The following is a 25571-nucleotide window of genomic DNA, read 5'->3' as shown; positions in this document are numbered from 1 at the left end:
TCTTTGACCTGTGCAGATCAGCCAAGTTCTGGAAATTGCCAATCGGACAGCTTCGTCGTAAAGGGCGCGGATGTCGGAGGCCAAAATGAACCCTATGCACGAGTTGAGCGACAACGTCGCCGTTCCGTTTGAACAGGCGCGGGCGATGCCGCCCTCGGTTTATACCTCGACTGAATTTCTGGAGCAGGAGCTGGACAAGGTGTTCCGCCAAGATTGGCTGTGCGCTGGGCGATCCAGTTCTTTACCCAACCCCGGCGATTACACCACGATGGAAATCGCCGGAGAGCCGATCATGGTTTTGCGGGATCGCGACGGAAGTCTGCGCGCTCAATCCAATGTCTGCAGGCATCGCATGTCGACCCTGCTCGAGGGACGTGGAACGGTGAAATCCATCGTCTGCCCCTATCATGCCTGGACCTATAATCTGGACGGATCCCTTCGTGGCGCACCGGCGATGATGCACAATACCGCCTTTTGTAAATCAGAAATTTCGCTGCCGACAATTCGCTGTGAGGACTGGAAGGGCTGGATCATGGTGGCACTGAACCCTGACGCGACCCCAGTGGGCGAAGGTTTGGCAGAGGTTGATGCGCTTATCGGTCACTATGGCATGGAAAACTACGTCGAGAGCTTTTGCGAGACTCACCGCTGGAACACCAATTGGAAGGTCTTGGCTGAGAACTTCATGGAGAGCTACCACCTGCCAGTCTGCCACGCAGGCACCATTGGTGGAACGGTCGATCTGGAGAAAATGACATGTCCCGAGGGGCGGCCAGCCTTCAACTACCATTGGATACTGAAAGACAATACGATGCCACTGACACTGGCACATCCCAACAATACCCATCTTGTTGGGGACGACCGCAACAAGACCTATCTGTTGTCGATCTATCCGGCCTTGTTGATCACTTTGACACCCGGATATTTCTGGTACCTGTCGTTACAGCCCGACGGGCCGGATCATGTAAACATCCTCTTTGGTGGTGGTCTTGCACCCGAGTTCAGGGATGACCCAGAGGCTGCGACACATTTCAAAGCCCTGAAAACCCTGCTGGACGAGGTGAACGACGAAGATCGCGGCTGCACCGAAAAGGTGTACCGGGGGCTTTGCGCCAAGAGTGCTGAGCCAGGGTTGCTTTCACATCTGGAGCGACCGAACTTTGATTTCGCCCGGTATTTGAACGCAAAAATACAGGGCGAGGGTTAATTCGGCAGATAGAAGGGCAGCCTACTTCAGCGCGGCTTGTACCCTGCCGCGTTGATCCACCAACCAATCCGTCGCTATCGCACCGACCCACATGCAGAACAAGGCCAGCCAGGCGGTGCCGACAAAGATGGATCCTCCGGTGACACCTGCGCCAATGGCGCAGCCGCCGGCCAGCATGCCGCCAAATCCCATCAGGGCGGCCCCGGTCATTGCTTTGCGCATCGTAGGGGCGTCGTCAAACGCCTGAAATTTCAGCTCGCCCGCCACTGCGGCAGACAGAAGAGCCCCGATGAACACACCGGGCACCAAGCCTATGTCGAACTCCAACACCGATCCGCGCTCAAGAAAGAACATCAGTGTATTGGCCGAAGGACCGGTAAAGGTGGCGCTCTCAACCTGCACCGGATCAAAAGCAATCTGGCTGAGGGCATAGGTCAGCACCCAGCCCAGTGCGACAGCAAAGCCAACGCCAGAGGCAAAGACCAGACGGGATGCGCCGATACGGTTTTGCCGGGCAATCACCAGTGCCAGAACTGCAATCGCGCTACCGATCACAAAACCTGCGAAATCTGGCAGGCCGGAAGTGGTCAACAGATCCATGTTACGCCCTTCTGCGGTAATCCAAAGGTTGGCCAGCCTGTCGCGCAGGGGGGAGAGGACGCCAGAGAGGCTCATTTGGGCGACAACGGCAAAGATCATCCCGGACACCACAGAGCGCAGGTTACCGGTGGCCGCCAGAACCAGAAGGCGCCCCGAACAGCCTCGCGCCAGCACCATGCCGACCCCAAATATCAGCCCACCTATGACGGCACCTGACCAACTTCCGGGCACTGCCATCATGCGGGCGCTGGAACTGTCCATCAGCCCTAACATCCGCGCGCCTTGCACCCAGACCAGTGCGGTTGAAAAGGTCAGCAACCAAACCGCAACGCTGTCACCCATCTTGCCACGGGCAAATTCGACTGTAGCCGCGCGCAAGCAAAACCGGGCGCGCTGGGCGGCGACACCAAACACCACACCCGTAAGCAACCCAAACAGGGCGGCGGTTGGGGCTTCGCCAATACGTTCAACCAGACTGATCAGGTCCATCGGGCTCTCCAATCCATTCAAGCATTGCGATATATGATTTTTGGTGACCTCTGCATTGATGCAGATCAGATGTGCAACAGCGTCTTTGCACTACCCAGTGGCGCGGATCAGGCGTAAGAGCGAAGGATGTTCAAACCGTTCCTCCTCTCCGACTCCTCCGGTCTGCCCCTTTGGCGCCGTCCTGTGACCCTGCTGTTCCTGATGTCAGCTGCGATGCCGATTGCGTTCTTCTCGTGGTATGCACTGCTGAATAACTTCGTCATCGAGGTGGCGGGATTTGATGGATCAGACATTGGCCTGCTACACACAGTGCGCGAAATTCCGGGGTTCATGGCCATCGGTGTGATCGCCATTATCCTGTTTGTCCGCGAACAAGTGCTGGGCATGGTGTCACTGGTGTTGCTGGGGGTGGCGACGGCCTTTACGGCGTGGTTCCCAAGCTTGAATGGCATCTTGATGCTGACGTTTCTTAGCTCACTTGGGTTCCACTACTACGAGACGGTGAACCAGTCGTTGCAGTTGCAATGGCTGCCCAAAGATAAGGCGCCGCAGGTTTTGGGTTGGTTGCTGGGCATGGGATCTGCAACAACACTGCTGGTCTTTGTCCTGATCATGTTGATGTGGGAAACCCTGAACCTAAGCTATAACATTGTGTTCATGGTGGGTGGCTTTACCACTGTTGGGCTGGCCCTGTTTGCGCTGTTTGCCTATCCGCAGTTTGAATCCCCAACGCCACAGAACAAGACCATGGTGCTGCGCAAGCGGTATTGGTTGTATTATGCCCTGCAGTTTATGGCCGGTGCACGGCGGCAGATCTTTATGGTTTTTGCCGGGTTCATGATGGTTGAACGTTTTGGCTTTGATGTGCACGAGCTGACTGGCCTGTATCTGGTCAATCTAGTGGTCAAAATGCTTGTTGCACCCTTTCTGGGTAAGGCCGTTGGCTATTTTGGTGAACGCCGCACCCTGATCTGGGAGTATATTGGTCTGACACTGGTTTTTGTCGCTTATGGTGGCATCTACTGGTTTGGCTGGGGCGTGCTGTTTGCCTCGGTTCTTTATGTGGTCGACAATATTCTGTTTGGTCTGGCACTGGCGCTAAAGACCTATTTCCAGAAGATCGCAGACCCAGCCGATATCGCCCCCACAGCGGCGGTTGCCTTTACCATCAATCACATCGCTGCGGTGTTCCTGCCGGTGCTGCTGGGGTTGCTGTGGCTGGTGTCGCCCGCTGCGGTGTTTGGTCTGGCGTCCCTTATGGCGCTGACTTCACTGGGGTTGTCACTGCTGATCCCGCGCCACCCTGAGCCGGGCAATGAGACAGTACTCAGTAAATACCGGATGCCTGCTCCGGCGGAGTAAGGAAACCAGAGAGGGCTGCGCAGGTGGCCCTTTCGCTTGACCTATCGGCCCAGCCAGCCTAGGCGCATCTGATCAGTTTCAGGAGATCGTGATGCCCACCTTTACCGCCCTTACCACCCTATCCGGAAAAGCCGCCGCCGAGGCGCTGGGCGAGGCGATGGAGCATCTGGTACCGGAACCCACCGGAGTTGGTATTCTCGACCTCGAAGATGACTCGGGTCTGTGGGAAGTTGGTGGCTATTTCACCGAGGCCCCGGATGAGGCTGGTCTGGCCCTGTTGACGGCAATGCATGGCTCCAAACCGTTTGCTGTCTCCGAACTTCCAGACACAGACTGGGTGGCCCATGTGCGACGCGAGTTGGCCCCGGTCGAGGCAGGGCGGTTCTTTGTCTACGGCAGTCATGACGCTGACAAATTGCCAGCGGGTAAAATCCCACTTCTGATTGAGGCGGCGATGGCCTTTGGCACCGGTCACCACGGCACGACACTGGGGTGTCTGCGGGCGTTGGACCATCTGATCGGTGAAGGGTTCAAGGCGGATAAAGTGGCCGACATCGGCTGTGGCACCGCGGTACTGGCAATGGCAGCTGCCCGCATTTGGGATGGTACTATTCTGGCCAGTGATATTGATCAGGTGGCAGTGGATGTCGCCGAGGCTAACCTGCGGGCCAACGGCATGGCTGGTCGGGTGGGCTGTGTCGAGGCGGCTGGCTTTGATCATGCGGACCTTCATGCAGCAGCGCCGTATGACCTGATCTTTGCCAATATCCTGAAAGGCCCGCTGGTGGCACTGGCCCCGGATATGAATGCGCATCTTTGCCCTGGTGGCTATGCGATCTTGTCAGGGATTCTCAATGAACAAGCCCAAAATGTGGTAGAGGTTTATGCACGAAATGGCATCAATCAGGTCCGCAGAGACGAGATTGGTGACTGGACCACGCTATTGCTGCAGAAGCAGAGCTAGTTTAGCTAAGTTTATAACGCATTTGAGGTAGTTGCCTCAGTTTTGCCACAATCCAGTCGCATGATGACTTAACCGCTGGTGGGGGCCAGTACGGGGGGCTCACATGAGCGAAGAACATCATCTATTTATGTCGCGTGTGCGTCGTCTTGAGCGCAAGCACAATGCTATGGCGCATGGCTATACAGCCCGAATCCGGTCTGACGGTCTGATTGTTGTGGCACCGCAGAAGAAGCTGGAATCGCGAATGCCACTGCGTGCAGTGGTCCTGTTTCTCGGCGCATTCCTCTTGTTCAAAGGGTTCCTGATCGCCTCCATTGGATTGGATGGATATCAGGATCGTGTCGCGAAATTGCAGGCGGGGTCTGTGCTGGAGCAGGGTGGCGCCTATGTGATGATGGTAGATCCATTGTCACGGTTGATTTCAGAAAAAATCGGCCCGGTTTTGCGCTAATCGTCGACGGCGGAAGGACCAATACAAAAAGCCGCAGCGGTGTGTCACCCTGCGGCTTTTGTATGTGCGGTCAATTTTGCGCCTCTTAAAATGAAAAACGCCGCGGCCCCTTGGGGCGCGGCGTTCTCTTTCTACCCCGAGGGAGGAGCGAAGTAGAAAAGGGGTGTTAGAATTTGCCGGTTGCGATGTTTTCAATGTCACCGCGGCACAGGCCGATGTCGGTCAACTCGCGTTCGCTCAGGGCTGACAGAGAGTTGCGTGTCACGCGCGCCTCATTCCAGTGCACCAACGCTGCCGCAATGACGGAAAACGTCGAGCCGATACGGCCGATCAGGCCAGTTGCGCCATAGGTGGTGCGGGTTGTGTCAAAAGCAGCCATATCCTTGTCCTTTGTTTGGAGATGTTGAAAACCGTGATTTGATGGATGGCACTTAGTGATGAGATTTGGTTCGAGCAAGACGGGAAATTGCAACTGTCATATGCGCTCAGAACATAGCTTCTGGTCATATAAACAAGACCTATGAGTAACCTGCGGCAAGCTGTCTCAAAATGTCGAACGGGGGCGGGAAAGGGTCGGTTTTGGACCTGTCGGTCGCAATTCTGCTAACCTTTTGTTCAGGGAAAGGGTTTGGACATGTTCGTGTTTTGTGCTAATCGACGGAAAATAAATGCAAAGCACAAGCAGGGACCGGGCAAAAGATGCGGATTTTGGGGATCGATCCGGGGTTGCGGAACCTTGGCTGGGGCGTGATCGAATCACAGGGCTCCAAGTTGAGCCATGTTGCCAATGGTGTTTGCCATTCAGACGGCGACGATCTGGGCGAGCGGCTGTTGTCGCTGCATAACCAGGTCACCGAAGTGATTACAGCCTTTGCGCCGGATCAGGCGGCGATTGAACAAACATTTGTGAATAAGGATGGAGCTGGCACGCTAAAGCTGGGTCAGGCCCGTGGCGTGGCGCTTTTGACATTGGCCAAGGCGGGGCTTTCAGTGGGTGAATATGCGCCGAACCGGGTGAAAAAGACGGTTGTGGGCGTTGGACATGCTGACAAGAAACAAATCCTGCATATGGTCAAACTGCAATTGCCCGGCTGTAACCCTGAAAACGCCGATGCCGCTGATGCGCTGGCGATTGCGATCTGCCACGCGTTCTATCGTGGCACGGCGGACCGGCAACTGCGCGAGGTGCGGGCATGATTGGCAAGCTGACCGGGCGGCTGGATTACCGGGCCGAGGACCATGTGTTGATCGATGTGCGCGGCGTCGGCTATATCGTCTACTGTTCCAGCCGCACCATGATGGCGCTGCCCGGTGTGGGCGAGGCGATCTCGCTCTATACCTCGATGCTGGTGCGCGAAGATCTGTTGCAGCTGTTTGGTTTTACCACGCTGGTCGAAAAGGAATGGCACCACCTGCTGACCTCTGTGCAGGGTGTTGGGGCCAAGGCCTCACTGGCGATTCTGGGGACATTGGGTCCGGATGCGGTTGGCCGCGCAATTGCGCTGGGTGATTGGGCGAGTGTTAAAGCGGCGAAGGGTGTTGGTCCCAAGATCGCACAGCGCATTGTTCTGGACCTGAAGGATAAGGCGCCAGGTGTAATGGCGATGGGCGGCACCATTTCTGAGGCTATGGATGGGCCTGATTTGGAAGTGGTCGAGAGTGTAGAAGCCGCACCCAAGCCCAAGTCTAAAAAGAAGCCTTCTAAACCTAATACGGATGCCGCAGCGCAGGCTGGGGCTTTGTCGGCGTTGTCCAATCTCGGCTACAGCCCCAGTGACGCGGCAGCGGCGGTGGCCGAAGCGGCCGGGAGTGAGGCAGGTTTGGGTGAGGCGGGCCTGATCAGGGCTGCGCTGAAGTTGCTTGCGCCGAAGGGGTAGGGAATGGAGTACCGCGAAAACCGCACTTTAGCCCGGCAACGCCGGGCCGCGCCTGACCTTCCCGTCAAACCGAAGGTTTGTCTTCGGCAAAATGGGAAGGCGCTTCACGCCTCCCCAAGGTCGAGCGCTGTCCTATGTTTCGCTGCGCTGAAGGATGACCCATACCAATTGAATGCCCCTAAAAGCGGACACCAAAATGATTGATGCCGACCCAAATCTTCGCGCTGAGCCGCAGCCTGATGACAATGACCGTGCCTTGCGGCCACAGGGGTTGGGGGAGTTCATCGGCCAGGCCGAGGCGCGTGCAAATTTGCGGGTGTTCATCCAGTCGGCCAAACAACGGGACGAGGCGATGGATCACACGCTGTTCCACGGCCCTCCGGGATTGGGCAAAACCACCTTGGCGCAGATCATCGCGCGTGAGCTGGGTGTGAACTTCCGAATGACCTCTGGTCCGGTGTTGGCCAAGGCTGGCGATCTGGCGGCGATCCTGACCAATCTTGAGGCCCGCGATGTCTTGTTCATCGACGAAATCCATCGGTTGAACCCGGTGGTTGAAGAAATTCTCTATCCGGCGATGGAAGATTTTGAATTGGATCTGGTGATCGGCGAAGGACCTGCCGCGCGCACGGTGCGGATCGAATTGCAGCCCTTTACGCTGGTGGGGGCCACCACACGCATGGGGCTGCTGACCACGCCACTGCGGGACCGGTTTGGCATCCCGACACGTTTGCAATTTTACACGGTGGACGAGCTGCATGAGATCGTCAGTCGCAACGCGCGCAAATTGGGTGTGCCAGCTGATGATCAAGGCGCGAGAGAGATTGCCCGCCGTGCCCGTGGCACGCCGCGGATTGCCGGGCGTCTGCTGCGCCGCGTGGTGGACTTTGCCGTGGTCGAAGGAGACGGCAAAATCACTCGTGAGTTGGCCGACAGTTCATTGACCCGACTGGGAGTGGACCATCTCGGGCTCGACGGGGCCGATAGACGTTATCTAAAGCTGATTGCCGAGAATTATGGCGGTGGTCCGGTGGGGATCGAAACTCTGTCGGCGGCCCTGTCTGAAAGCCGAGATTCACTGGAGGATGTGATCGAACCATATTTGCTGCAACAGGGGTTGATCCAACGCACCCCACGTGGGCGGATGCTGGCGCAAAAGGCCTGGACCCACTTGGGGCTGGACGCGCCCAGAACTGCGGATGATTTGTTTGGTTGAACGTGCGGGAGCCTCCGGCGGGAGTATTTTGGGCAACGAGAAACGACGGGTCTTGTTTGAACGGCCTGCGCGCGGCATAGAAAGCCAAGCCCGAATTGAGGAAGCTTAGATGACTCCGGAACAGATTGAACAGCTATTCACCCGTACAGACGGTTCGTATGCTTTTGCGCGTTGGGGGCGGCCGATCGTACCAGTGGTGTTTGGGGTAGAGGATGAAACCCTGAAGGTGGTCAAAGGTGCGGTAGAGGCCGTGGCGACACTGGCCGGGGCCCAGATGGATGAGCTGGACGGTGAACTGGGCGCCAACCTGATGTTCTTTTTCTCTCGGGACTGGGATGAATTGCTGGATGTGCCGGATCTGGGCCGGTTGATCCCTGATCTTGAACCACTTGTTGGACGGTTGAAGGCAGCGAATGCCAGCCAGTACCGGGCATTTCGATTTGATAATGATCATGCCATTCAGGCGGCGTTTGTGTTCTTGCGGATGACGGGTGAGATGGCGGATATCCCGGCTGAAACCCTGGCGCTCAGTCAGGCTGTTCAGGTGATTGTTATGTGGGGAGATCAGGCGTTTGCGGAAACCTCACCACTGGCCGTGTTGCCAGAAACCGGTGCAACCATCCTGCGGCCTGAAATTGCTGGGGTAATTGCGGCGGGGTATGACCGGATGATGCCCGCGGTGGCTTCGGACAAATCCCATGCGCTGAGGCTGTTTGCCCGGTTGCAGGGCGCCACATAAGAAAGGCGGCAGATGCACCAGTTTCCAATCCGGGTATATTACGAAGATACCGATATGGGTGGGGTGGTCTATTACGCCAACTACCTGCGATTCATTGAACGGGCCCGCAGTGACTGGGTGCGCAAACTGGGTAATGATCAAAATGCAATGCGCGATGCCGGGTTGATCTGGGTGGTGCAGCGGGTTGAGGCGGATTACCGGGTTCCGGCACGGTTTGACGATGAGCTGTTGATCGAGACCGAGGTGCTAAAGGTCAGCCCGGCGCGGCTGATCATGGGGCAGCGGGTGATGCGTGACGAAACCGAAATATTCCGCGCCAAAGTCACGGTTGCCTGTGTCACAGCTCAGGGAAAGCCTCAGCGGCTTCCGGCAGAGATCCGCGCATTATTGTGAGATTTTGGGCGTTAACGTCTGTTTGAATGGATTTTACCACAAATCTAGGCTAGCTTGCGGCAAGATAAGGTCAGAAAACTGGCCACAACATGAGCGAGCAGGCTAATGGAAGCAGACACTCTGGCGTTGGCACAGGAGATTGATTTCTCTATGTGGGGGCTATTCGCGCGGGCCACACTTACCGTGAAACTGGTGATGGTGATGTTGATCGGGGCCTCGATCTGGTCCTGGGCCATCATTATCCAAAAACACATCTCGTACCGTCTGGCCCGAAGCGGCGCGGATCAGTTTGATCAGGCGTTCTGGTCAGGTGAGCCACTTGATGGATTGTTTGAGCAGATCGGGGCACAGCCCGAAGAGGCCTCAAAGAAGATTTTTGCCTCTGGTATGACGGAATGGCGGCGCAGCCACCGGACAGATGGTGGCTTGATCGCAGGTGCACAGGCCCGGATCGACAGATCTATGGATGTGGCCATCGCCAAAGAAGCCGAAGCGCTGCAAAAAGGCCTGCCGATTTTGGCAACGGTCGGATCCACCGCACCTTTTGTAGGTTTGTTTGGGACCGTCTGGGGTATCATGACCGCGTTCATCGAGATTGCGGAGCAACAGAATTCCAACCTGGCCGTTGTGGCGCCGGGCATTGCAGAGGCACTGATGGCCACGGGTCTGGGCCTGCTTGCAGCCATTCCAGCCGTGATTTTTTACAACAAGTTGAGCGCGGATTGCGATCGTATCCTTGGCGGCTATGAAGCCTTTGCTGACGAGTTTGCAACCATCCTTAGCCGCCAGCTGGATTCCTGAGTTATGGGGGCCGCAGTACAGCAATCCTCAGACGGTGGCCGTCGTCGGGGCCGTCGCCGGGGCCGTGCGCAGCCTATGGCTGAAATCAACGTGACACCGTTTGTGGACGTCATGCTGGTCCTGTTGATCATCTTCATGGTTGCCGCACCGTTGATGACTGTTGGTGTTCCCGTGGAGTTACCCAAGACAGCCGCCAGTGCCCTTCCGGGAGATCAGGAGGAGCCGTTGACGGTGACCCTGACATTGGCGGGTGAAGTGCAGATCATGACAACACCAGTGTCGCGGGCTGATCTGGTGGGCAAGCTGCGTGCGATCGCGGCTGAGCGCTCATCGGATCGGGTGTTTCTAAGGGCGGATGGTGGGCTACCATATGAGCAGGTCATGAAAGTCATGGGCGCGTTGAACGCCGGTGGTTTTTCGAACGTCGGGTTGGTCACGGATATTGGCGGGCCTGAATTGGCTGATCCGGCTACGGCCGGGCAATAGCGGAGCAGTACCTTGCAAACCGGGACCAAAATATCTCTGACGGCCCATGTCGGGCTGATGGGATGGGTGGTGTTTGGCGCCTGGTTTCCGTCTGAGCCATTGCCGTTTCAGGTGCAGGAAGTCTCGGTGATCAGCACGGCTGAATTTGCACTGCTAAGCCAGCAGCACACCGCACCTGAAATTGCAGATGACCTGGCTGCCCTGACTGTGCCGCAGCAGGATGCGCCAGCACCAGAGCTAACACCGCAGAGCGATGTCGAACCAGAGGCCTTGCCCCCGGAACCCATTGCCCCCCCCGCGCCAGATCCCGAGGTTGTGGATCGGCCGGAGCCCGAACCAACCCCCGACCCAGTGCCGCAAGCCCCGGAGCCGCCTGCGCTGCCGGATATTCCTGCGCTACTGCCTGAAACAGCTGAGGCTCAGCCAGCACAACCTGCTGACCGCGTTGCCCCTGTTCCAATTGCGCCGCCTGCGCCGGATACGGCTGTGGATGACGTTGTGCAGCCGGAAATTGTGCCAGATGAAGGCTCGGAGACCCAACAAGACGTGCAGGAAGCAACTGCGCCCGAAGCTGCAAATGATCGTATTGTGACCGAAGCCGAAGTGCAGGACGAGGCGGTTAGCGCTGCGCCGAGCCAATCGCTGCGCCCCAAAACGCGGCCCAGACGGCCAACACCACCCGAGCCGCCGGTTGAAACAGCGACCCAGGAAACACCACCTGAACAGCCGCAAGAAGAAACCAGTGATGCGGTTGCTGATGCTCTGGCCGAGGCCCTGTCTGGTGGTGCGGATGTGATTGCACCCGAGCCCTCAGGGCCACCTTTGACGGATGTCGAGCTGACAGGGTTTCGGATTGCGGTTTCAAATTGCTGGAATGTTGGCTCTCTGTCGAGCGAAGCGTTGCGGACCACCGTTGTGGTTGGTTTCTCCCTCAGCCAGGAAAGCAAGCCGGACATTGGCACGATCCGAATGTTGTCGAGCACTGGCGGGTCTGGGACTGCCGCAAAACAAGCATACGAGGCTGCACGACGGGCGATTATTCGCTGTGGGGCAAAGGGGTTCCAACTTCCCCCTGAAAAATATGGTCAATGGCGCGATATTGAAATGACGTTCAATCCGGAAAGGATGCGGATCAAATGAGGACTTTTCTGACGGGTGTTCTGCTGGCGGCAACGCTTATGGCTCCAGCTGGAGCCGTTGTAGCGCAAAACGGGCCTTTGCGAATTGAAATCACCGACGGGGTGATTGAACCGCTGCCCTACGCGGTGCCCAGCTTTGTCCCCGAAACCGCCGCTGCAGCGGAGTTGTCGACGCAGATTGCACAGGTGATTGCCTCCGACCTGAGCGGCACCGGGTTGTTTCGCGAAATCCCAGCCTCGGCGCATATATCCAAAGTCACAGATTTTAACGCGCCGGTGCAATATGCCGATTGGAAGGCTGTGAATGCGCAGGCCCTGATCACCGGGGCGGTTAGCGTCAATGGCAATCGGCTGACAGTGCGTTTTCGCGGATATGATGTGTTTGCCGACAAAGAGTTGGATGGCGGCGGATTGCAATTCACCGGCACCACCGAAGGCTGGCGCAGAATGGCCCATAAAGTTGCGGATTCGATCTACACCAGAATTACCGGTGAGGGCGGGTACTTCGACAGCCGGGTTGTCTATGTCTCAGAAAATGGGCCCAAGAACGACCGGCGTAAGCGGTTGGCGATCATGGATTACGATGGAGCCAATGTTCAATACCTGACCAACAGCGCCTCTATCGTGCTGGCACCGCGGTTCTCACCAACCGGTGACCGGGTGCTCTATACCAGCTATGAAAGTGGCTTTCCGCAGATCCATGTGATGGATGTGGGGCAGGTGAAACGACGGGTTCTGTCTACGGATGATGGGATCATGAGCTTTGCGCCGCGGTTTTCCCCAGATGGTCGCACCGTTGTGTACTCGCAGTCGCAGGGCGGCAATACTGATCTCTTCACAATGGATATCGCCAGCGGCAAGCGTACACGGTTGACCAATGCGCCGTCCATCGAAACAGCGCCGTCCTTTTCACCAGATGGTAGCCAGATCGTCTTTGAAAGTGATCGCTCGGGCAGCCAGCAACTATATGTTATGGCCGCAACCGGCGGGGATGCACGCCGGATCAGTCACGGTAAAGGGCGCTATGGCACCCCGGTTTGGTCACCGCGCGGCGATCTGCTCGCCTTTACCAAACAGAACAAAGGACGGTTCCACATTGGCGTGATGCGCACGGATGGCGGAGAAGAACGGCTGTTGACGGCCTCGTTCCTGGATGAAGGGCCGACCTGGTCTCCAAATGGGCGGGTGATCATGTTCACCCGTGAAACTCAGGGCGCCAACGGGCGGGCCTTGCTGTATTCGGTGGATATCTCGGGGCGGAACCTAAAACCGGTGCGAACCCCAGATGGGGCCTCGGACCCAGCATGGTCGCCCTTGCAGAAGTAAGAAGCAGATCAGCCCCATGGCAAGGCAAAATAGCCTGTGATAGGGTCAACGAAATATAGAGTAACAGCATGAGGCTGACATCATGAGTGGTTTAACAAAAGCAATTCTGGTTATTTCGGCACTGGGTCTTTCGGCCTGTACCAACGCGGCCTGGGATAACAGCAATACAACAGACCTGAATTCAGGTGGCGCGGCAGGTGTCGCGGACCAGACCAGCCCGGCCTATTTCCAGCAGGAAATTGGCGACCGGGTGCTGTTTGTGGTGAATGAGTCCGGGCTGACAACCGAGGCTCAGGGCATTCTGCTGGCGCAGGCCAACTGGTTGCTGGCCAATACCGATTACAATGCCACCATCGAAGGCCATGCAGACGAGCAGGGGACCCGCGAGTATAACCTTGCCCTCGGAGCACGCCGCGCCAATTCCGCGCGCGAGTATCTGGTGTCGCGCGGTGTCGCCGGGAGCCGCATCAAGGTTCTGACCTATGGCAAAGAGCGCCCGCTTGAAATCTGTTCGGATGAAAGCTGCTATTCGAAAAACCGCCGGGCTGTGACTATTCTGGCTGGTGGGCTGACGGGGTAAATGATGCGTCTTTATGTTCTTGCTGCTGTTGCGGCTGTTAGCTTCTTTCCTGCTGGCCTGCGGGCACAGGATCAGCAAACTCTGGCAGATATCCGCCAGGAACTCACGGTTCTGCATGTCGAAATCCAGCGCTTGAAACGCGAGTTGTCGACCACAGGGGCGCCTGCCACCAATCTGGGTGGCAACACGGTGTTGGACCGGGTTGGCGCCATTGAGAATGCTTTGCAGGGCCTGACCTCTCAGACGGAGCAGCTGGAACACCGGATCAACAGCGTGGTGACGGATGGCACCAACCGTATTGGGGATCTGGAATTCAGACTGGTCGAGCTGGAAGGCGGCGATATCAGCCAGCTTGGTGAAACTTCGACACTGGGCGGCGGCATCGAAACGCTTCCAACCACTGGAGAGAGCACCATTGATACCTCGGGCGAGCTGGCACTGGGTGAGCGGGCTGACTTTGACGCTGCCATGGCAGCACTGACTGAAGAAAACTATCAGGATGCGGCAGCGCGGTTTGCCAGCTTCAATGTGACCTATCCCGGCAGCCCGCTGGCCGTTGAGGCCCACTTTAACCGCGGCAAGTCACTAAACGGATTGGGCGTCACCAAAGAGGCAGGACATGCATTCCTGGCTGCCTTTAGTGCCAGTCCCACTGGGCCGATGGCGCCACAAGCGCTGCTTGAGCTTGGCTACACGCTTAGGAATTTGGGTCAAACCAGCCAAGCTTGTATCACACTGTCCGAGATCAAGGCCCGGTTTCCCGAATCGGAGATTGTTCCTGCAGCCGAGCAGGAGAGGGCGAGCCTAGGCTGTTCTTGACCTAAGAGATGCAGAATATGAATTTACTATCGGAGGTGCGGGGTCATTTTATGACGCCGCTGCCTCGCCGTTTGGGGGTCGCCTTGTCAGGCGGGGGCGATTCGATGGCTCTGCTGCATATCCTGATGCAGTGCTTTCAGGGGCAAGATGTCGAAATACTGGCCGCAACCGTCGATCATGGGCTGCGCGCGGATTCAGCGCAGGAAGCGCAGCAGGTCTCCGAGATGGCCACCAAACTGGGCGTTGATCACGAAGTTTTGCAATGGCAGGGCTGGCAGGGCGATGGCAACCTGCAAGACCAGGCACGACAAGCGCGATACCAACTGTTGGAGGCATGGGCCAGCCGCAATGACATCCCGGTTCTGGCGCTGGGGCATACCGCAGATGATCAGGCGGAAACCGTGTTGATGCGGCTGGCGCGATCTGCTGGGGTCGATGGGTTGTCGGCAATTCCTGTCCGTCGCCAATTGGAGAAGGTAACCCTGCTTCGCCCCTTACTGGCGGTGACACGGGCGCAGTTGCGCGACTATCTCACCGCGCTTGATCAGACCTGGATCGAGGATCCTTCAAATCATGATCAGAGGTTCGAACGGGTTCGGATCCGTCAGGCAATGGACCTGTTAGAGCCATTAGGCTTGTCCACGGCTGCCTTGTCGACGGTTGCAGAGAATATGGCCACGGCACGGGAAGCACTTGAACACTATAGCTTTATCTCAGCACGAGACGTCGCGCAGATTGTTTTGGGGGCGGTGGTTCTGGATCAGTCCAAGCTGGGCGGTCTGCCAGATGAAATTCTGCATCGGGTGCTGACGCGAGCCTTGCAGTGGGTTTCGGGGGCGACTTACCCCCTGCGTCGCCGGGCTATGGGCGAGGCACTTGAAGCGGTTCGTTCAGGCAGTTCACTGACGCTTGGGGGCTGCCGTATTTTGGGCCGAACGGGACGCGTCTGGATTTGTCGCGAGCTGAATGCGGTAGGTAATGAGGCTGTCCAGCCTGGTCAGCTGTGGGACAATCGCTGGCTCTTGTCTGGTGGTGACCCCTCGGGTATTGAGGTGCGGTCGCTGGGTAAGGCGGGCCTGTTGCTTTGCCCGGACTGGCGCCAATTGGGATGTCCCGGAGTGGTGCTTGAAACGACGCCAGCCCTGTGGAACGCGCAAGAATTGGTGGCTGCTCCACTGGCGGCAATGGGCAACAAATGGACGGCTAAAACGGCAAAATCTGAGGAAGAGTTCTATGCAAGCCTTTTATCGCATTGAACCTGCCCGAATGATCCTTATTTTAGTGTCAAAGCAGGCGCGCCGAATGGCACGCTTCGAAAACTAGGAGAGCTGCCTTGGGCAACGCACGTAATATCGCCTTCTGGGTTATTCTGTTTCTGCTGGTCTTGGCCCTGTTCAATATGTTCAGCGGCTCGAGCAGCACGATGCAGAGCCAGGAAAGAACCTTTTCCGACTTCGTCACCGCCGTTGAAGGAGGTGGCGTGAGCAACGTCATCCTGGACGGCGAACAGATTCGGTTCTCCGGCTCCGACGGCAATACCTATGTCACCATCAAGCCATCAGATGCCGAAGTGACAAAGTTGCTGATCGAGAACAACATCCCTGTCCGTGCTGAAAAGCAGGCCCAATCCGGGTTCCAGGCGTTCTTGTTGACGCTGCTGCCGTTTCTGTTGCTGATCGGCGTTTGGGTCTACTTCATGAACCGGATGCAGGGTGGCGGCAAAGGTGGCGCCATGGGCTTTGGTAAGTCCAAGGCCAAGATGCTGACCGAAAAGCACGGTCGAGTGACGTTTGACGATGTTGCTGGCATCGACGAAGCCAAGGAAGAGCTGGAAGAGATCGTAGAATTCCTGCGCAACCCGCAGAAGTTCAGCCGTTTGGGCGGCAAGATCCCCAAAGGTGCACTGCTGGTGGGCCCTCCGGGCACTGGTAAAACACTGTTGGCACGAGCGATTGCTGGTGAAGCGGGTGTTCCGTTCTTTACGATTTCGGGTTCTGACTTTGTTGAGATGTTTGTTGGTGTGGGTGCATCCCGTGTTCGCGACATGTTTGAACAGGCGAAGAAGAACGCGCCGTGTATTGTGTTCATCGATGAAATCGACGCTGTAGGTCGCCACCGTGGTGCCGGTTATGGCGGTGGTAACGACGAGCGTGAGCAGACATTGAACCAGTTGCTGGTTGAGATGGATGGTTTTGAAGCCAACGAAGGTGTGATCATCTTGGCTGCCACCAACCGTAAAGACGTGTTGGACCCGGCCCTGCTGCGTCCGGGTCGTTTTGACCGGAACGTGACTGTTGGCAATCCTGACATCAAAGGCCGCGAAAAAATCCTGGGCGTGCATGCGCGTAAGACTCCGCTGGGCCCAGATGTTGATCTGCGCATCATCGCGCGTGGTACACCGGGTTTCTCTGGTGCGGATCTAGCCAACCTGGTGAACGAAGCCGCCCTGATGGCGGCCCGTATTGGCCGTCGTTTTGTCACCATGGATGACTTTGAAAGTGCCAAAGACAAGGTGATGATGGGCGCCGAGCGTCGATCGATGGTGATGACCCAGGAACAAAAGGAAATGACTGCCTATCACGAGGCTGGCCACGCGGTTGTGGGGATTTCCCTGCCCAAGTGTGACCCGGTTTATAAGGCGACCATCATTCCGCGTGGTGGTGCACTGGGCATGGTGATGAGCCTGCCAGAGTTTGACCGGTTGAATATGTTCAAGGAAGAATGTCACCAGCGTCTGGCCATGGCGATGGCGGGCAAGGCCGCTGAAATCATCAAATATGGTGAGAGCGAAGTGTCCAACGGTCCTGCCGGTGATATCCAGCAGGCATCCGGACTGGCGCGGGCTATGGTGATGCAATGGGGCATGTCTGATAAAGTTGGCAACATTGACTACCAAGAGGCTGCTGCCGGGTATCAGAACAATGGCGGCGCTGGCGGGTTCTCTGTTTCGGCTGCAACCAAAGAGCTGATTGAAGGTGAGGTTAAACGCCTGATCGATGAAGGCTATGAGCGCGCACGTAAGATCCTGACTGACAACAGCGAAGGCTTTGAACGTCTGGCGCAGGGTTTGCTGGAATATGAAACGCTGACCGGCGAAGAGATCAAACGCGTCATGAATGGCGATTTGCCCAGTGCAAGCGATGACGAAGATGACGATGCTGATCAAGGTAATACCTCGGTCACTGCCGTTCCCAAGGCCAAGCCGAAGAAGTCACCTCCCGAGGGTGACATGGAACCAGAACCTTCGGCCTAAATTAGGCAAAGCTCACAAAAGGCCGCGCTCTGCGCGGCCTTTTTGTTTGCAGCGACGTAATACATTGTGTACCATGGTATACAATGTATTACGTCGCTGTCTGGAGAGATACAATGAGCGAGCTTGACTGGAAGCCGGGTTTGTACGGGCAGTTTGCAGGGCTTCGACTACGACCTGCGCTTGATCTGCTAATGCGCATCGGATCATTGCCTGACGGCGGTATATGCGATCTGGGGTGTGGGGCAGGGACCGTCGGGCCGATCTTGGCAACCCGGTTTCGGGGCAGACAGTTAGTTGGGGTAGACAGTTCCCCGGCGATGCTGGCAAAAGCAGCCGCGCTTGATATCTATGATGATCTGGTCGAAGCGGATGTTGCACACTGGGAACCAGAGACCTCACCGGCTCTTATTTTTTGCAACGCAGTTCTTCACTGGCTACCCGATCATGATGCGTTGCTGCCAAGGTTGGTGGCAATGCTGCCAGCAGGCGGAATTCTTGCGGTTCAACTGCCCAATCAGAACCAAGCGCCATCACACCAGTTGTGGCATGATCTGGTTGATCGCCATTACCCCGGGCGTTTCGATGCGCAGTCGGGGCCGGGGATCCTGAAAGCGACAGAGTACCATGCGTTACTTTCACAATTTGGCAGTGTTGATGTTTGGGAAACGGACTATCTGCAACACCTGCCATCGGCTGATGAAGGGCATCCCGTTCGCAGGTTCACAGAGTCAACGTTTGCGAGGCCCGTGCTAGCCACATTGCAGCAGGCCGAGCAAAAACACCTGATTGAGCTTTATGATGCTGAAATCGAAACGGTTTACCCACGCAAGCCTGATGGATCAGTTTTGTTTTCTTTCCGTCGGCTCTTTTTCAAGCTGGACATTCCGACATAGAACGGGCGTGTTGGCAAAACTGAAAACCAGAGCGCGCTAGGGGAAAAGACATGCCAACGTTGATCGAAACCGAATTTCAGGGTGTGATTACATGGCTCGGGCACGTTGCTGCAAATGACGGATTAAGAGCCAAACCAGTTTCAACTATGGATCTAGGGTTTGAGGGCGATGCCGGTGCACGGCATGCAGGTGTCAATCGCGAGTCCTGTGTGCGGGTGAAGAACCTTTATCCTCAGGGAACTGAAATTCGCAACGTACGACAACTGAGCATCTTGTCAGAAGAGGAGCTGGCATTGATCGCCGCTGACATGGGCATGGAGAAAGTGGACCCGGCGCATTTGGGCGTGTCGATTGTGGTGCGCGGTATTCCGGATTTTACCTTTGTGCCACCAGCGTCACGACTGCAGGGGCCAGATGGGGTGACTGTGGTTACAGATACGGAAAACCGACCCTGCATTTTTCCAGCCAAGGAAATTGAAAAAGATCACGCAGGATTTGGTCCGAAATTTAAGCCCGCTGCAAAGAACCGCAGGGGAATCACGGCTTGGGTTGAACGGCCTGGAAAATTGACCGTTGGCCAGCCGCTGCGACTTTTTATTCCAGATCAGCGCGCTTGGGCGCCATAAATGGAATAGGTGTTTTTGCGGGGTATCTAATTCGAAACTCGTCGCGGAACAGACGCCGCTTCGCGTCCTGAAAATGTCGGAAATCACATGCTGAAATGACGCTGAGCCAGCTATGGCTTGATTAGCGTCGGCAAAACTGCCGCAAAAAGTTTCAACACTTGAGATCAAGGGTCAGGGTCATGAGCTACAAAAGCGATATCGAAATTGCGCGTGAAGCGCAAAAGCGTCCCATCCAGGAAATTGGTGAAAAGCTGGGCATCGCCAGTGCTGACCTAGTTCCTTATGGCCACGACAAGGCAAAAGTCGGCCAGTCGTTCATCAATTCGGTTCAGGACCGCGCTGACGGCAAGCTGATTCTGGTGACTGCGATCAACCCAACTCCAGCTGGTGAAGGCAAGACCACGACCACCGTTGGTCTGGGTGACGGTCTGAACCGCATTGGCAAAAACGCCATGGTTTGTATCCGCGAGGCGTCCTTGGGTCCGAACTTTGGCATGAAGGGTGGCGCTGCGGGTGGCGGTTACGCACAGGTTGTTCCGATGGAGGACATGAACCTGCACTTCACCGGTGACTTCCACGCGATCACCTCGGCCCATTCGCTGCTGTCAGCCATGATCGACAACCACATCTATTGGGGCAATGCGCTGGAAATCGACACTCGTCGTGTGGCTTGGCGTCGTGTGGTTGACATGAACGACCGCGCGCTGCGCCAGATCACTGCGTCTTTGGGCGGTGTGGCCAACGGTTTCCCACGCGAAACCGGTTTTGACATCACTGTGGCCTCCGAAGTGATGGCGATCCTGTGCCTGGCCAACAACCTGGAAGACCTGCAAAAACGTCTGGGCGACATCATTGTTGCTTATCGCCGTGATCGCACTCCGGTTTATTGCCGCGACATCGAAGCTGATGGTGCCATGACCGTGCTGCTGAAAGATGCGATGCAACCAAACCTGGTGCAGACGCTGGAAAACAACCCGGCGTTTGTTCACGGTGGTCCATTTGCCAACATCGCACACGGCTGTAACTCGGTCATCGCAACCAAGACTGCGCTGAAAGTAGCGGACTATGTTGTCACCGAAGCTGGTTTTGGTGCTGACTTAGGTGCCGAAAAGTTCATGAACATCAAGTGCCGCAAGGCCGGACTGGCCCCATCGGTGGTGGTTCTGGTTGCGACTGTGCGCGCGATGAAGATGAACGGTGGTGTAGCCAAGGCCGATCTGGGCACCGAAAATGTTGGCGCAGTGCAGTCGGGTTGTGCCAACCTTGGTCGTCACATCGAGAACCTCAAGAGCTTTGGTGTTCCGGTTGTTGTCGCGATCAACCACTTTGTCACGGACACCGATGCCGAAGTTCAGGCGATCAAGGACTTTGTGGTTGAGCAGGGCTCTGAAGCAATCTTGTCGCGTCACTGGGAGCTGGGGTCCGAAGGATCTGCAGACCTGGCAACCCGTGTCGCTGAAATCGCTGATGCCGATGCGGCCAACTTTGCACCGATCTATCCGGACGAGATGCCACTGTTTGAAAAGATCGAAACCGTCGCCAAGCGTATTTACCGCGCTGACGAAGTTCTGGCTGATGCCAAGATCCGCAAGCAGTTGCATGAATGGGAAGAGCAGGGCTACGGAAATCTGCCGGTCTGTATGGCCAAAACGCAGTACTCGTTCTCGACTGATCCGACCCTGCGTGGCGCGCCAGTTGGCCATTCGGTGCCGGTTCGCGAAGTGCGCCTGTCGGCGGGCGCTGGGTTCATCGTCGTGGTCTGTGGTGACATCATGACTATGCCCGGCCTGCCACGTAATCCAGCAGCCAAAAGTATTTGCCTGAATGAGACAGGCGAGATCGAAGGCTTGTTCTAAGTTGCAAAATACGCTTTCTGCGGCCCGGGGGATCCCCGGGCCGCAGGAGTTTGAGACATGACCCAATTGACTTCACCTCAAGCATGCATGGACATGAGCGCCGTGCGGGCAGAAATCGACAAGCTGGATGCCACACTGGTTTCGCTGTTGCGTGAACGGGCGGCTTATATCGACCGGGCAATTGCGCTAAAGCAAATTAACGGTTTGCCAGCACGTATACCACAGCGGGTAGAAGATGTGGTCAGCAAGGTACGCGACGCAGCTGGTGATGAAGGGCTGGACCCGGAGCTGGTGGACACACTGTGGCGGCACCTGATTGACTGGTCAATTGCGCGAGAAGCGCGGGTCATACGGGAAATTTGAACGGGCTTCTTTCAAAGCTCGGGGGAAAGGGAAAGAACAATGGCAGCAAGTATTATTGACGGTAAGGCCTTTGCCGCCACCGTGCGTGAAAAAGTGGCAGGACATGTTGCCCGCCTGAAAGAAGAGAATGGCATTACGCCTGGTCTGGCTGTGGTTCTGGTGGGCATGGACCCGGCGTCCGAGGTCTATGTCGCGGCCAAACACAAGAGCACGGTCGAGGCTGGTATGGCTTCGTTCGAGCACAAGCTGCCTGCGGATACCTCCGAAGAAGACCTGTTTGCGCTGATCGATGAGCTGAACGCGGACCCGAAGGTGCATGGCATCCTTTGCCAATTCCCAGTGCCAGACCATCTGGATGAACGCCGCGTGGTGGCCCGTATTGATCCGTCGAAGGACGTGGACGGGTTGAGCGTGGTGAACGCGGGTCTGCTGGCAAGTGGGGAAAAGGGCCTTGTGTCCTGTACTCCGTTGGGTTGCCTGATGCTGCTGCGTGATCAAGTGGGTAACATGTCGGGCAAAAATGCTGTGGTGATCGGACGTTCGAACTTGTTTGGTAAGCCGATGGCCCAGCTTTTGCTGCAGCAAAACTGTACTGTGACCATCGCACATTCGCGCACACAGGACTTAGCCGCAGTTTGTCGCGACGCTGATATTCTGGTTGCGGCCGTTGGCCGGGCCGAGATGGTCAAAAGGGATTGGGTGAAGCCCGGCGCCACAGTGATCGACGTTGGCATCACCCGCATCCCACATCCAGAAAAACCCGGTAAGACGAAGCTGCTGGGAGATGTCGATTTCGCCGAGGTAGCCGAGGTCGCCAGCGCCATCACGCCGGTGCCGGGCGGGGTTGGTCCAATGACCATTGCCTGCCTTCTGGCCAATACGGTCACGGCCTGCTGCCGCGCCAATGGCTTGGCTGAGCCGGAGGGGCTGACCGCCTGATCCTGCGCCAATGGTGATGCCGGATTTGAGTATTTAAGGCAAAAAGAAACAAGGGCGGCTCGTGAGGGCCGCCTTTGTTGTTAGCCACCAGTGAGGACCTGGAACAGAATGCGTCCCGGGAGCAGCGTGAACAGCCCAGCCACGACCAAGGCGCCCCACGTCATGCTCACCATGGTGCGTCTGTGACGCAGGACATCTTTGCGTCGTGCGGCGGTTACGGCCTGAGCCAAGCCAACAAGTGCAAGGGCCGATAGAATGTGAATGGGGCTGAAACGGCCGATCAACTGGACCTGGTGAATGGCAAGGCTGGACACAGCTACGGTTGTCATCAGTACAACCCAGCACCATCCCAGCCAGCGATGACGCCTGTCGCCGCGCGGTAGAGAGAAAATCGTTACGGTTAAGGGAAGAAGTGTCAGGGCGGCGAGGGTGTGTATCTGGATAACACTAGAAGCCGACAACAGTGGGGTGAGATGCATGGGACGTGTCCTGGTGAATAGCTTCAAAAGCTATGCAGGCTTGACCTCAGACAGTGCAAAGCGGGATACGTGAATGGCAGGAAACACTGCGCGAATAACAGGGTAAAACCGTACATGTCACTGACGCTTCGTGAAATTTGGCAATTTGCTTGGCTGCGCTGGGGAGTGGCCTGGCTGCTGTTTGTACTTTTGGCCAGTACCCTTGGGCCATTTGGTACGTTTGAGCTGATGCCCCTTGGCCCGCGTCTGGGCTATTGGGCGCTGGTGCTGGGCCTGTCCATGGGACTGGAGGCGCTGCGCCGCCTGTTGGGGGGATGGGACTGGGCCTGGCAATGGCGGCTGGCGTCGCATCTGCCCTATGCTGCGGTTCTTGGGGTGATGATTGTCTGGATCAATAAGATCTGCTTTGGTGTTGCAGCCAGTTGGGCGGCGTTTGGGTTTCTTTTCAGTGTAATACTGATTGTTGCCCTGGGGGTTGAGGGCATTTTGTTGCTCTTGTCCTCTGGGCCAACAGCGGTCCAAAACGCGCCTCAACCAGAACCGCGAACCGACGACTGGCTGATGGGTAGACTTGCCGTCGAGAAACGTGGGGCCCTTGTTCGGTTGGAGGCGCAGGATCACTACACTCTGGTTGTGACAGAGGCCGGGCAAGAGCTTTTGTTGCTCAGGTTTGGCGATGTGGTCGAGCGATTGGGCTCTGGTGCGGGCCAACGTGTGCACCGGTCGCACTGGGTGGCGAAGGGTGCGGTGCGCCACGCCCGAAGCCAGAACGGGCGAGACATGTTGCTGATGGCGGACGAAAGTGAAGTCCCGGTAAGCCGTAGTTTTCGCGCGGCGGCAAAGCAGGCAGGTTTGATCTAGACCTTAACCCTGCTTTGCAACTGGGACCATGGTGCCCTGAAGAATTGCGATCAGCTTTTCAGAACTCTCTGTGATGGCGTGGACCTCGGCTGTGACGACAACCAGCCGGCGGCCGGGTTTGATGACACGCCCGGTTGCACGCAGATAGTCACCAGCCCCCGGCGCTAGCAAGTTGATCTTGATCTCGGCGGTCATCACTTCCTGATCATCAGGCATCTTGGTCAAGGCGGCATAGCCGGCGGCGGTGTCGCCGATGGCAAAACTGAGCGCAGCATGAGCAACATCATGTTGCTGGCGGCTAGAGGGCAGGATGGGGGCGGTTATGACGACCTTACCTTCACTGACCTCGTCTATTTCTGCACCGAGGGTTTGCATCATGCTTTGCCGGGCAAAGCTGTCGCGGATGCGGGTTTCGATATCGGTCATTTAGCGGCTCCAGTTTGAGGTTGGGAGCAGCATAGAGGTATTGATGGCGGGAGGGTGACTGACGTTGCGCTGTTTTACGCGCCTACTTCACGATCACTTCGTCGTTGACGAACATGTTGGCCCAGGCGCGGTCAATCAGGTCCGGGGACATCTGATTTGGGATGCCCTCAAATTCGCAGATGGCGATCATCTGGTCGATCAGGAACACTGGCTGATAGTTTGCGTAGGTGTTTTCGATCGTTGGGTATTTGTTTTTAAGAAGATGCACCAGTGTAGCCTCATCCAGCGACAAACCCTTTTTTCGGGCGACGAGGGCAAAGATTTTCAGGAAGTTTTCCTGACTTGGGCCGTCGATCTTGATCTTGAAGAAAATCCGACGCAGGGCCGCCTGATCAAAGATCTCGTTGGGGTGATAGTTGGTCGAGAAGATCACAAGGGTATCAAACGGCACCTCAAATTTCTCACCCGATTGGAGAGCCAGGATATCTTTGCTTTCTTCCAGCGGAACAATCCAGCGGTTGATCAGGGCCTGTGGAGGTTCGGCCTGTCGTCCCAAGTCATCAACGATGAAAATGCCGCCGGTTGCCTTTAGCTGTAGGGGGGCCTGATAGGTGCGTGCGGTTGGGTTATAGACCAGATCCAGCATCGAAAGGGTCAGTTCACCGCCGGTGACCACGGTTGGGCGCTCGCAGCAGACGTAACGGCTGTCAAAGCGGCGGGTGCGGCGTAGGGCATTGGGATCGTCCTCTACCTGCTCCACAGCGGTATGAACAATCGGGTCATAGACGGTGATCACCTGACCGGCATATTCGATAGCCCGTGGCACGTAGACCTGATCGCCCAAGGCATCGCGAATACCGTTTGAGATAGAGGACTTACCATTGCCGGGTGGGCCATACATCAGGATCGAACGACCCGCGCTGACGGCGGGGCCGAGGTGGTCCAGCAGGCTATCCGGAAGAACCAGATGGCCCATGGCATTGGTCAACTGTTTGCGATTGACCTGGATATTGCGGATCGACTGGCGTTTGACCTGTTCGCGGTAGACATCCAGCGGCACCGGCATAGCGCCAAAATACTCGGACTGGGCAAGGGCATCCAGCGCGCGGGCCTTACCGGCGTCGGTCAGCTGATAGCCCATTTCATTTCCGCTGTTGGCGTTCAAGGTGCCGGTCGCTTCCAACAGCCTTTGCTCGCGGGCAATATCCACCAGCTCTTGGGTGACCGACATTGGCAGACAGATGGCCTCGGCTATTTCGCTGACCATATCGACATTTTTGCGGAAGATGGTTTTCAGCAGGATGTCACGCATCATCACCAGCGGTAGCTGCATTTGTTCCATGCCCTTTGGGGCAGGCGGGGCCGTCACGTGGGAAGTCTGCATGTTCATTGGTCGAGGCCTGTATCTGGTCACTGTATCGCGGCA

General features: G+C 56.8%; 28 protein-coding genes. 23 read left to right on the top strand and 5 right to left on the bottom strand.

Going from position 1 to position 25571, the window contains the following annotated elements:
• Positions 1-70: 70 nt before the first annotated feature.
• Positions 71-1207 carry an aromatic ring-hydroxylating oxygenase subunit alpha gene (locus tag GO984_RS13340; RefSeq protein ID WP_157023008.1) on the top strand — a complete coding sequence of 379 codons (1137 nt, stop codon included), beginning with the start codon at positions 71-73 and terminating at the stop codon, positions 1205-1207.
• A 21-nt stretch (positions 1208-1228) separates the two neighbouring features.
• Here the strand turns inward: GO984_RS13340 and GO984_RS13335 are convergent, their stop codons facing one another.
• Positions 1229-2296 carry a YeeE/YedE family protein gene (locus GO984_RS13335; RefSeq protein WP_157023007.1) on the bottom strand — a complete coding sequence of 356 codons (1068 nt, stop codon included), beginning with the start codon at positions 2294-2296 and terminating at the stop codon, positions 1229-1231.
• Between the two features lie 126 nt (positions 2297-2422).
• On the opposite strand from GO984_RS13335, the gene GO984_RS13330 reads away from it, so the two are divergent.
• The 3 genes from GO984_RS13330 to GO984_RS13320 all read left to right on the top strand — a co-directional run bounded on the left by GO984_RS13330 (position 2423) and on the right by GO984_RS13320 (position 5073).
• Positions 2423-3658, top strand: a complete 1236-nt coding sequence (locus tag GO984_RS13330; RefSeq protein ID WP_157023006.1) for an MFS transporter — start codon at positions 2423-2425, stop codon at positions 3656-3658.
• Positions 3659-3749: 91 nt separating this feature from the next.
• A complete protein-coding gene (locus GO984_RS13325) occupies positions 3750-4622 on the top strand; it encodes a 50S ribosomal protein L11 methyltransferase (RefSeq protein ID WP_157023005.1) in 873 nt (290 codons plus the stop codon).
• 103 nt (positions 4623-4725) lie between these two features.
• Positions 4726-5073 (top strand): hypothetical protein, encoded by a 348-nt coding sequence (locus tag GO984_RS13320; RefSeq protein ID WP_157023004.1) that lies wholly within the window; start codon positions 4726-4728, stop codon positions 5071-5073.
• 166 nt (positions 5074-5239) lie between these two features.
• Here the strand turns inward: GO984_RS13320 and GO984_RS13315 are convergent, their stop codons facing one another.
• Positions 5240-5452, bottom strand: a complete 213-nt coding sequence (locus GO984_RS13315) for a DUF1127 domain-containing protein (protein WP_157023003.1) — start codon at positions 5450-5452, stop codon at positions 5240-5242.
• 320 nt (positions 5453-5772) lie between these two features.
• On the opposite strand from GO984_RS13315, the gene ruvC reads away from it, so the two are divergent.
• From ruvC to folD, 18 genes are all read left to right on the top strand, one after another.
• A complete protein-coding gene (ruvC, locus tag GO984_RS13310) occupies positions 5773-6270 on the top strand; it encodes a crossover junction endodeoxyribonuclease RuvC (RefSeq protein WP_157023002.1) in 498 nt (165 codons plus the stop codon).
• Entirely contained in the window at positions 6267-6950 is a 684-nt protein-coding gene (ruvA, locus tag GO984_RS13305) for a Holliday junction branch migration protein RuvA (RefSeq protein ID WP_157023001.1), read from the top strand. The genes ruvC and ruvA overlap by 4 nt, the downstream gene beginning before the upstream one ends.
• Before the next feature lie 196 nt (positions 6951-7146).
• A complete protein-coding gene (gene ruvB / locus GO984_RS13300) occupies positions 7147-8166 on the top strand; it encodes a Holliday junction branch migration DNA helicase RuvB (protein WP_157023000.1) in 1020 nt (339 codons plus the stop codon).
• Positions 8167-8275: 109 nt separating this feature from the next.
• The gene (locus tag GO984_RS13295) at positions 8276-8905 is read left to right on the top strand and encodes a hypothetical protein (RefSeq protein ID WP_157022999.1); all 630 of its coding nucleotides are present in this window, start codon (positions 8276-8278) and stop codon (positions 8903-8905) included.
• Between the two features lie 12 nt (positions 8906-8917).
• On the top strand, positions 8918-9298 hold the full coding sequence (gene ybgC, locus GO984_RS13290; RefSeq protein WP_157022998.1) for a tol-pal system-associated acyl-CoA thioesterase: 381 nt from the start codon (positions 8918-8920) through the stop codon (positions 9296-9298).
• Between the two features lie 105 nt (positions 9299-9403).
• Positions 9404-10099 (top strand): protein TolQ, encoded by a 696-nt coding sequence (gene tolQ / locus GO984_RS13285; RefSeq protein ID WP_138164585.1) that lies wholly within the window; start codon positions 9404-9406, stop codon positions 10097-10099.
• Positions 10100-10102: 3 nt separating this feature from the next.
• Positions 10103-10585 (top strand): protein TolR, encoded by a 483-nt coding sequence (tolR, locus tag GO984_RS13280; protein ID WP_157022997.1) that lies wholly within the window; start codon positions 10103-10105, stop codon positions 10583-10585.
• Between the two features lie 12 nt (positions 10586-10597).
• Positions 10598-11725 carry an energy transducer TonB gene (locus tag GO984_RS13275; protein ID WP_157022996.1) on the top strand — a complete coding sequence of 376 codons (1128 nt, stop codon included), beginning with the start codon at positions 10598-10600 and terminating at the stop codon, positions 11723-11725.
• A complete protein-coding gene (tolB, locus tag GO984_RS13270) occupies positions 11722-13050 on the top strand; it encodes a Tol-Pal system beta propeller repeat protein TolB (protein ID WP_157022995.1) in 1329 nt (442 codons plus the stop codon). Before GO984_RS13275 ends, tolB begins: the two co-directional genes overlap by 4 nt.
• An 82-nt stretch (positions 13051-13132) precedes the next feature.
• On the top strand, positions 13133-13630 hold the full coding sequence (gene pal / locus GO984_RS13265) for a peptidoglycan-associated lipoprotein Pal (RefSeq protein ID WP_138164581.1): 498 nt from the start codon (positions 13133-13135) through the stop codon (positions 13628-13630).
• A gap of 3 nt (positions 13631-13633) precedes the next feature.
• Positions 13634-14449, top strand: coding sequence for a tol-pal system protein YbgF (gene ybgF, locus GO984_RS13260; RefSeq protein WP_425339653.1), 816 nt, complete (start codon positions 13634-13636; stop codon positions 14447-14449).
• Positions 14450-14499: 50 nt separating this feature from the next.
• Complete coding sequence (gene tilS / locus GO984_RS13255; protein WP_245231103.1) at positions 14500-15705, top strand: tRNA lysidine(34) synthetase TilS; 1206 nt, start codon at positions 14500-14502, stop codon at positions 15703-15705.
• A gap of 77 nt (positions 15706-15782) precedes the next feature.
• Entirely contained in the window at positions 15783-17702 is a 1920-nt protein-coding gene (ftsH, locus tag GO984_RS13250; RefSeq protein WP_157022992.1) for an ATP-dependent zinc metalloprotease FtsH, read from the top strand.
• A 113-nt stretch (positions 17703-17815) separates the two neighbouring features.
• Positions 17816-18595, top strand: coding sequence for a methyltransferase domain-containing protein (locus GO984_RS13245; protein WP_167740326.1), 780 nt, complete (start codon positions 17816-17818; stop codon positions 18593-18595).
• A 50-nt stretch (positions 18596-18645) separates the two neighbouring features.
• Positions 18646-19221, top strand: a complete 576-nt coding sequence (locus GO984_RS13240) for an MOSC domain-containing protein (RefSeq protein ID WP_157022990.1) — start codon at positions 18646-18648, stop codon at positions 19219-19221.
• Between the two features lie 179 nt (positions 19222-19400).
• Complete coding sequence (locus tag GO984_RS13235) at positions 19401-21077, top strand: formate--tetrahydrofolate ligase (protein ID WP_157022989.1); 1677 nt, start codon at positions 19401-19403, stop codon at positions 21075-21077.
• A 57-nt stretch (positions 21078-21134) separates the two neighbouring features.
• Complete coding sequence (locus tag GO984_RS13230) at positions 21135-21440, top strand: chorismate mutase (RefSeq protein WP_157022988.1); 306 nt, start codon at positions 21135-21137, stop codon at positions 21438-21440.
• A 39-nt stretch (positions 21441-21479) separates the two neighbouring features.
• Positions 21480-22379, top strand: a complete 900-nt coding sequence (folD, locus tag GO984_RS13225; protein WP_157022987.1) for a bifunctional methylenetetrahydrofolate dehydrogenase/methenyltetrahydrofolate cyclohydrolase FolD — start codon at positions 21480-21482, stop codon at positions 22377-22379.
• A gap of 80 nt (positions 22380-22459) precedes the next feature.
• Here the strand turns inward: folD and GO984_RS13220 are convergent, their stop codons facing one another.
• Positions 22460-22858, bottom strand: coding sequence for a DUF2306 domain-containing protein (locus tag GO984_RS13220; protein ID WP_157022986.1), 399 nt, complete (start codon positions 22856-22858; stop codon positions 22460-22462).
• Positions 22859-22972: 114 nt separating this feature from the next.
• Between GO984_RS13220 and GO984_RS13215 the strand changes: the two genes are divergently transcribed.
• Positions 22973-23719 carry a LytTR family DNA-binding domain-containing protein gene (locus tag GO984_RS13215; protein WP_157022985.1) on the top strand — a complete coding sequence of 249 codons (747 nt, stop codon included), beginning with the start codon at positions 22973-22975 and terminating at the stop codon, positions 23717-23719.
• A gap of 3 nt (positions 23720-23722) precedes the next feature.
• On the opposite strand, the gene GO984_RS13210 is transcribed toward GO984_RS13215, so the two are convergent.
• Positions 23723-24145 carry a PaaI family thioesterase gene (locus tag GO984_RS13210; RefSeq protein ID WP_157022984.1) on the bottom strand — a complete coding sequence of 141 codons (423 nt, stop codon included), beginning with the start codon at positions 24143-24145 and terminating at the stop codon, positions 23723-23725.
• Positions 24146-24227: 82 nt separating this feature from the next.
• Positions 24228-25535 carry a P-loop NTPase family protein gene (locus tag GO984_RS13205; protein WP_157022983.1) on the bottom strand — a complete coding sequence of 436 codons (1308 nt, stop codon included), beginning with the start codon at positions 25533-25535 and terminating at the stop codon, positions 24228-24230.
• Between the last annotated feature and the right edge of the window lie 36 nt (positions 25536-25571).

The sequence above is a fragment of the Parasedimentitalea huanghaiensis genome (genome assembly GCF_009753675.1).
Classification (GTDB): domain Bacteria; phylum Pseudomonadota; class Alphaproteobacteria; order Rhodobacterales; family Rhodobacteraceae; genus Parasedimentitalea; species Parasedimentitalea huanghaiensis.
Note: the sequence above shows the minus strand (reverse complement) of the source record. Positions and strands in the feature narration are given on the sequence as shown.

Bases quoted from the DNA above. Each gene is read 5' to 3' on its own strand.
- GO984_RS13340 (WP_157023008.1), top strand. From the start codon at position 71: ATGTCGGAGGCCAAAATGAACCCTATGCACGAGTTGAGCGACAACGTC.
- GO984_RS13335 (WP_157023007.1), bottom strand. From the start codon at position 2,296: ATGGACCTGATCAGTCTGGTTGAACGTATTGGCGAAGCCCCAACCGCC.
- GO984_RS13330 (WP_157023006.1), top strand. From the start codon at position 2,423: ATGTTCAAACCGTTCCTCCTCTCCGACTCCTCCGGTCTGCCCCTTTGG.
- GO984_RS13325 (WP_157023005.1), top strand. From the start codon at position 3,750: ATGCCCACCTTTACCGCCCTTACCACCCTATCCGGAAAAGCCGCCGCC.
- GO984_RS13320 (WP_157023004.1), top strand. From the start codon at position 4,726: ATGAGCGAAGAACATCATCTATTTATGTCGCGTGTGCGTCGTCTTGAG.
- GO984_RS13315 (WP_157023003.1), bottom strand. From the start codon at position 5,452: ATGGCTGCTTTTGACACAACCCGCACCACCTATGGCGCAACTGGCCTG.
- ruvC (WP_157023002.1), top strand. From the start codon at position 5,773: ATGCGGATTTTGGGGATCGATCCGGGGTTGCGGAACCTTGGCTGGGGC.
- ruvA (WP_157023001.1), top strand. From the start codon at position 6,267: ATGATTGGCAAGCTGACCGGGCGGCTGGATTACCGGGCCGAGGACCAT.
- ruvB (WP_157023000.1), top strand. From the start codon at position 7,147: ATGATTGATGCCGACCCAAATCTTCGCGCTGAGCCGCAGCCTGATGAC.
- GO984_RS13295 (WP_157022999.1), top strand. From the start codon at position 8,276: ATGACTCCGGAACAGATTGAACAGCTATTCACCCGTACAGACGGTTCG.
- ybgC (WP_157022998.1), top strand. From the start codon at position 8,918: ATGCACCAGTTTCCAATCCGGGTATATTACGAAGATACCGATATGGGT.
- tolQ (WP_138164585.1), top strand. From the start codon at position 9,404: ATGGAAGCAGACACTCTGGCGTTGGCACAGGAGATTGATTTCTCTATG.
- tolR (WP_157022997.1), top strand. From the start codon at position 10,103: ATGGGGGCCGCAGTACAGCAATCCTCAGACGGTGGCCGTCGTCGGGGC.
- tolB (WP_157022995.1), top strand. From the start codon at position 11,722: ATGAGGACTTTTCTGACGGGTGTTCTGCTGGCGGCAACGCTTATGGCT.
- pal (WP_138164581.1), top strand. From the start codon at position 13,133: ATGAGTGGTTTAACAAAAGCAATTCTGGTTATTTCGGCACTGGGTCTT.
- ybgF (WP_425339653.1), top strand. From the start codon at position 13,634: ATGCGTCTTTATGTTCTTGCTGCTGTTGCGGCTGTTAGCTTCTTTCCT.
- tilS (WP_245231103.1), top strand. From the start codon at position 14,500: ATGACGCCGCTGCCTCGCCGTTTGGGGGTCGCCTTGTCAGGCGGGGGC.
- GO984_RS13245 (WP_167740326.1), top strand. From the start codon at position 17,816: ATGAGCGAGCTTGACTGGAAGCCGGGTTTGTACGGGCAGTTTGCAGGG.
- GO984_RS13240 (WP_157022990.1), top strand. From the start codon at position 18,646: ATGCCAACGTTGATCGAAACCGAATTTCAGGGTGTGATTACATGGCTC.
- GO984_RS13235 (WP_157022989.1), top strand. From the start codon at position 19,401: ATGAGCTACAAAAGCGATATCGAAATTGCGCGTGAAGCGCAAAAGCGT.
- GO984_RS13230 (WP_157022988.1), top strand. From the start codon at position 21,135: ATGACCCAATTGACTTCACCTCAAGCATGCATGGACATGAGCGCCGTG.
- folD (WP_157022987.1), top strand. From the start codon at position 21,480: ATGGCAGCAAGTATTATTGACGGTAAGGCCTTTGCCGCCACCGTGCGT.
- GO984_RS13220 (WP_157022986.1), bottom strand. From the start codon at position 22,858: ATGCATCTCACCCCACTGTTGTCGGCTTCTAGTGTTATCCAGATACAC.
- GO984_RS13215 (WP_157022985.1), top strand. From the start codon at position 22,973: ATGTCACTGACGCTTCGTGAAATTTGGCAATTTGCTTGGCTGCGCTGG.
- GO984_RS13210 (WP_157022984.1), bottom strand. From the start codon at position 24,145: ATGACCGATATCGAAACCCGCATCCGCGACAGCTTTGCCCGGCAAAGC.
- GO984_RS13205 (WP_157022983.1), bottom strand. From the start codon at position 25,535: ATGAACATGCAGACTTCCCACGTGACGGCCCCGCCTGCCCCAAAGGGC.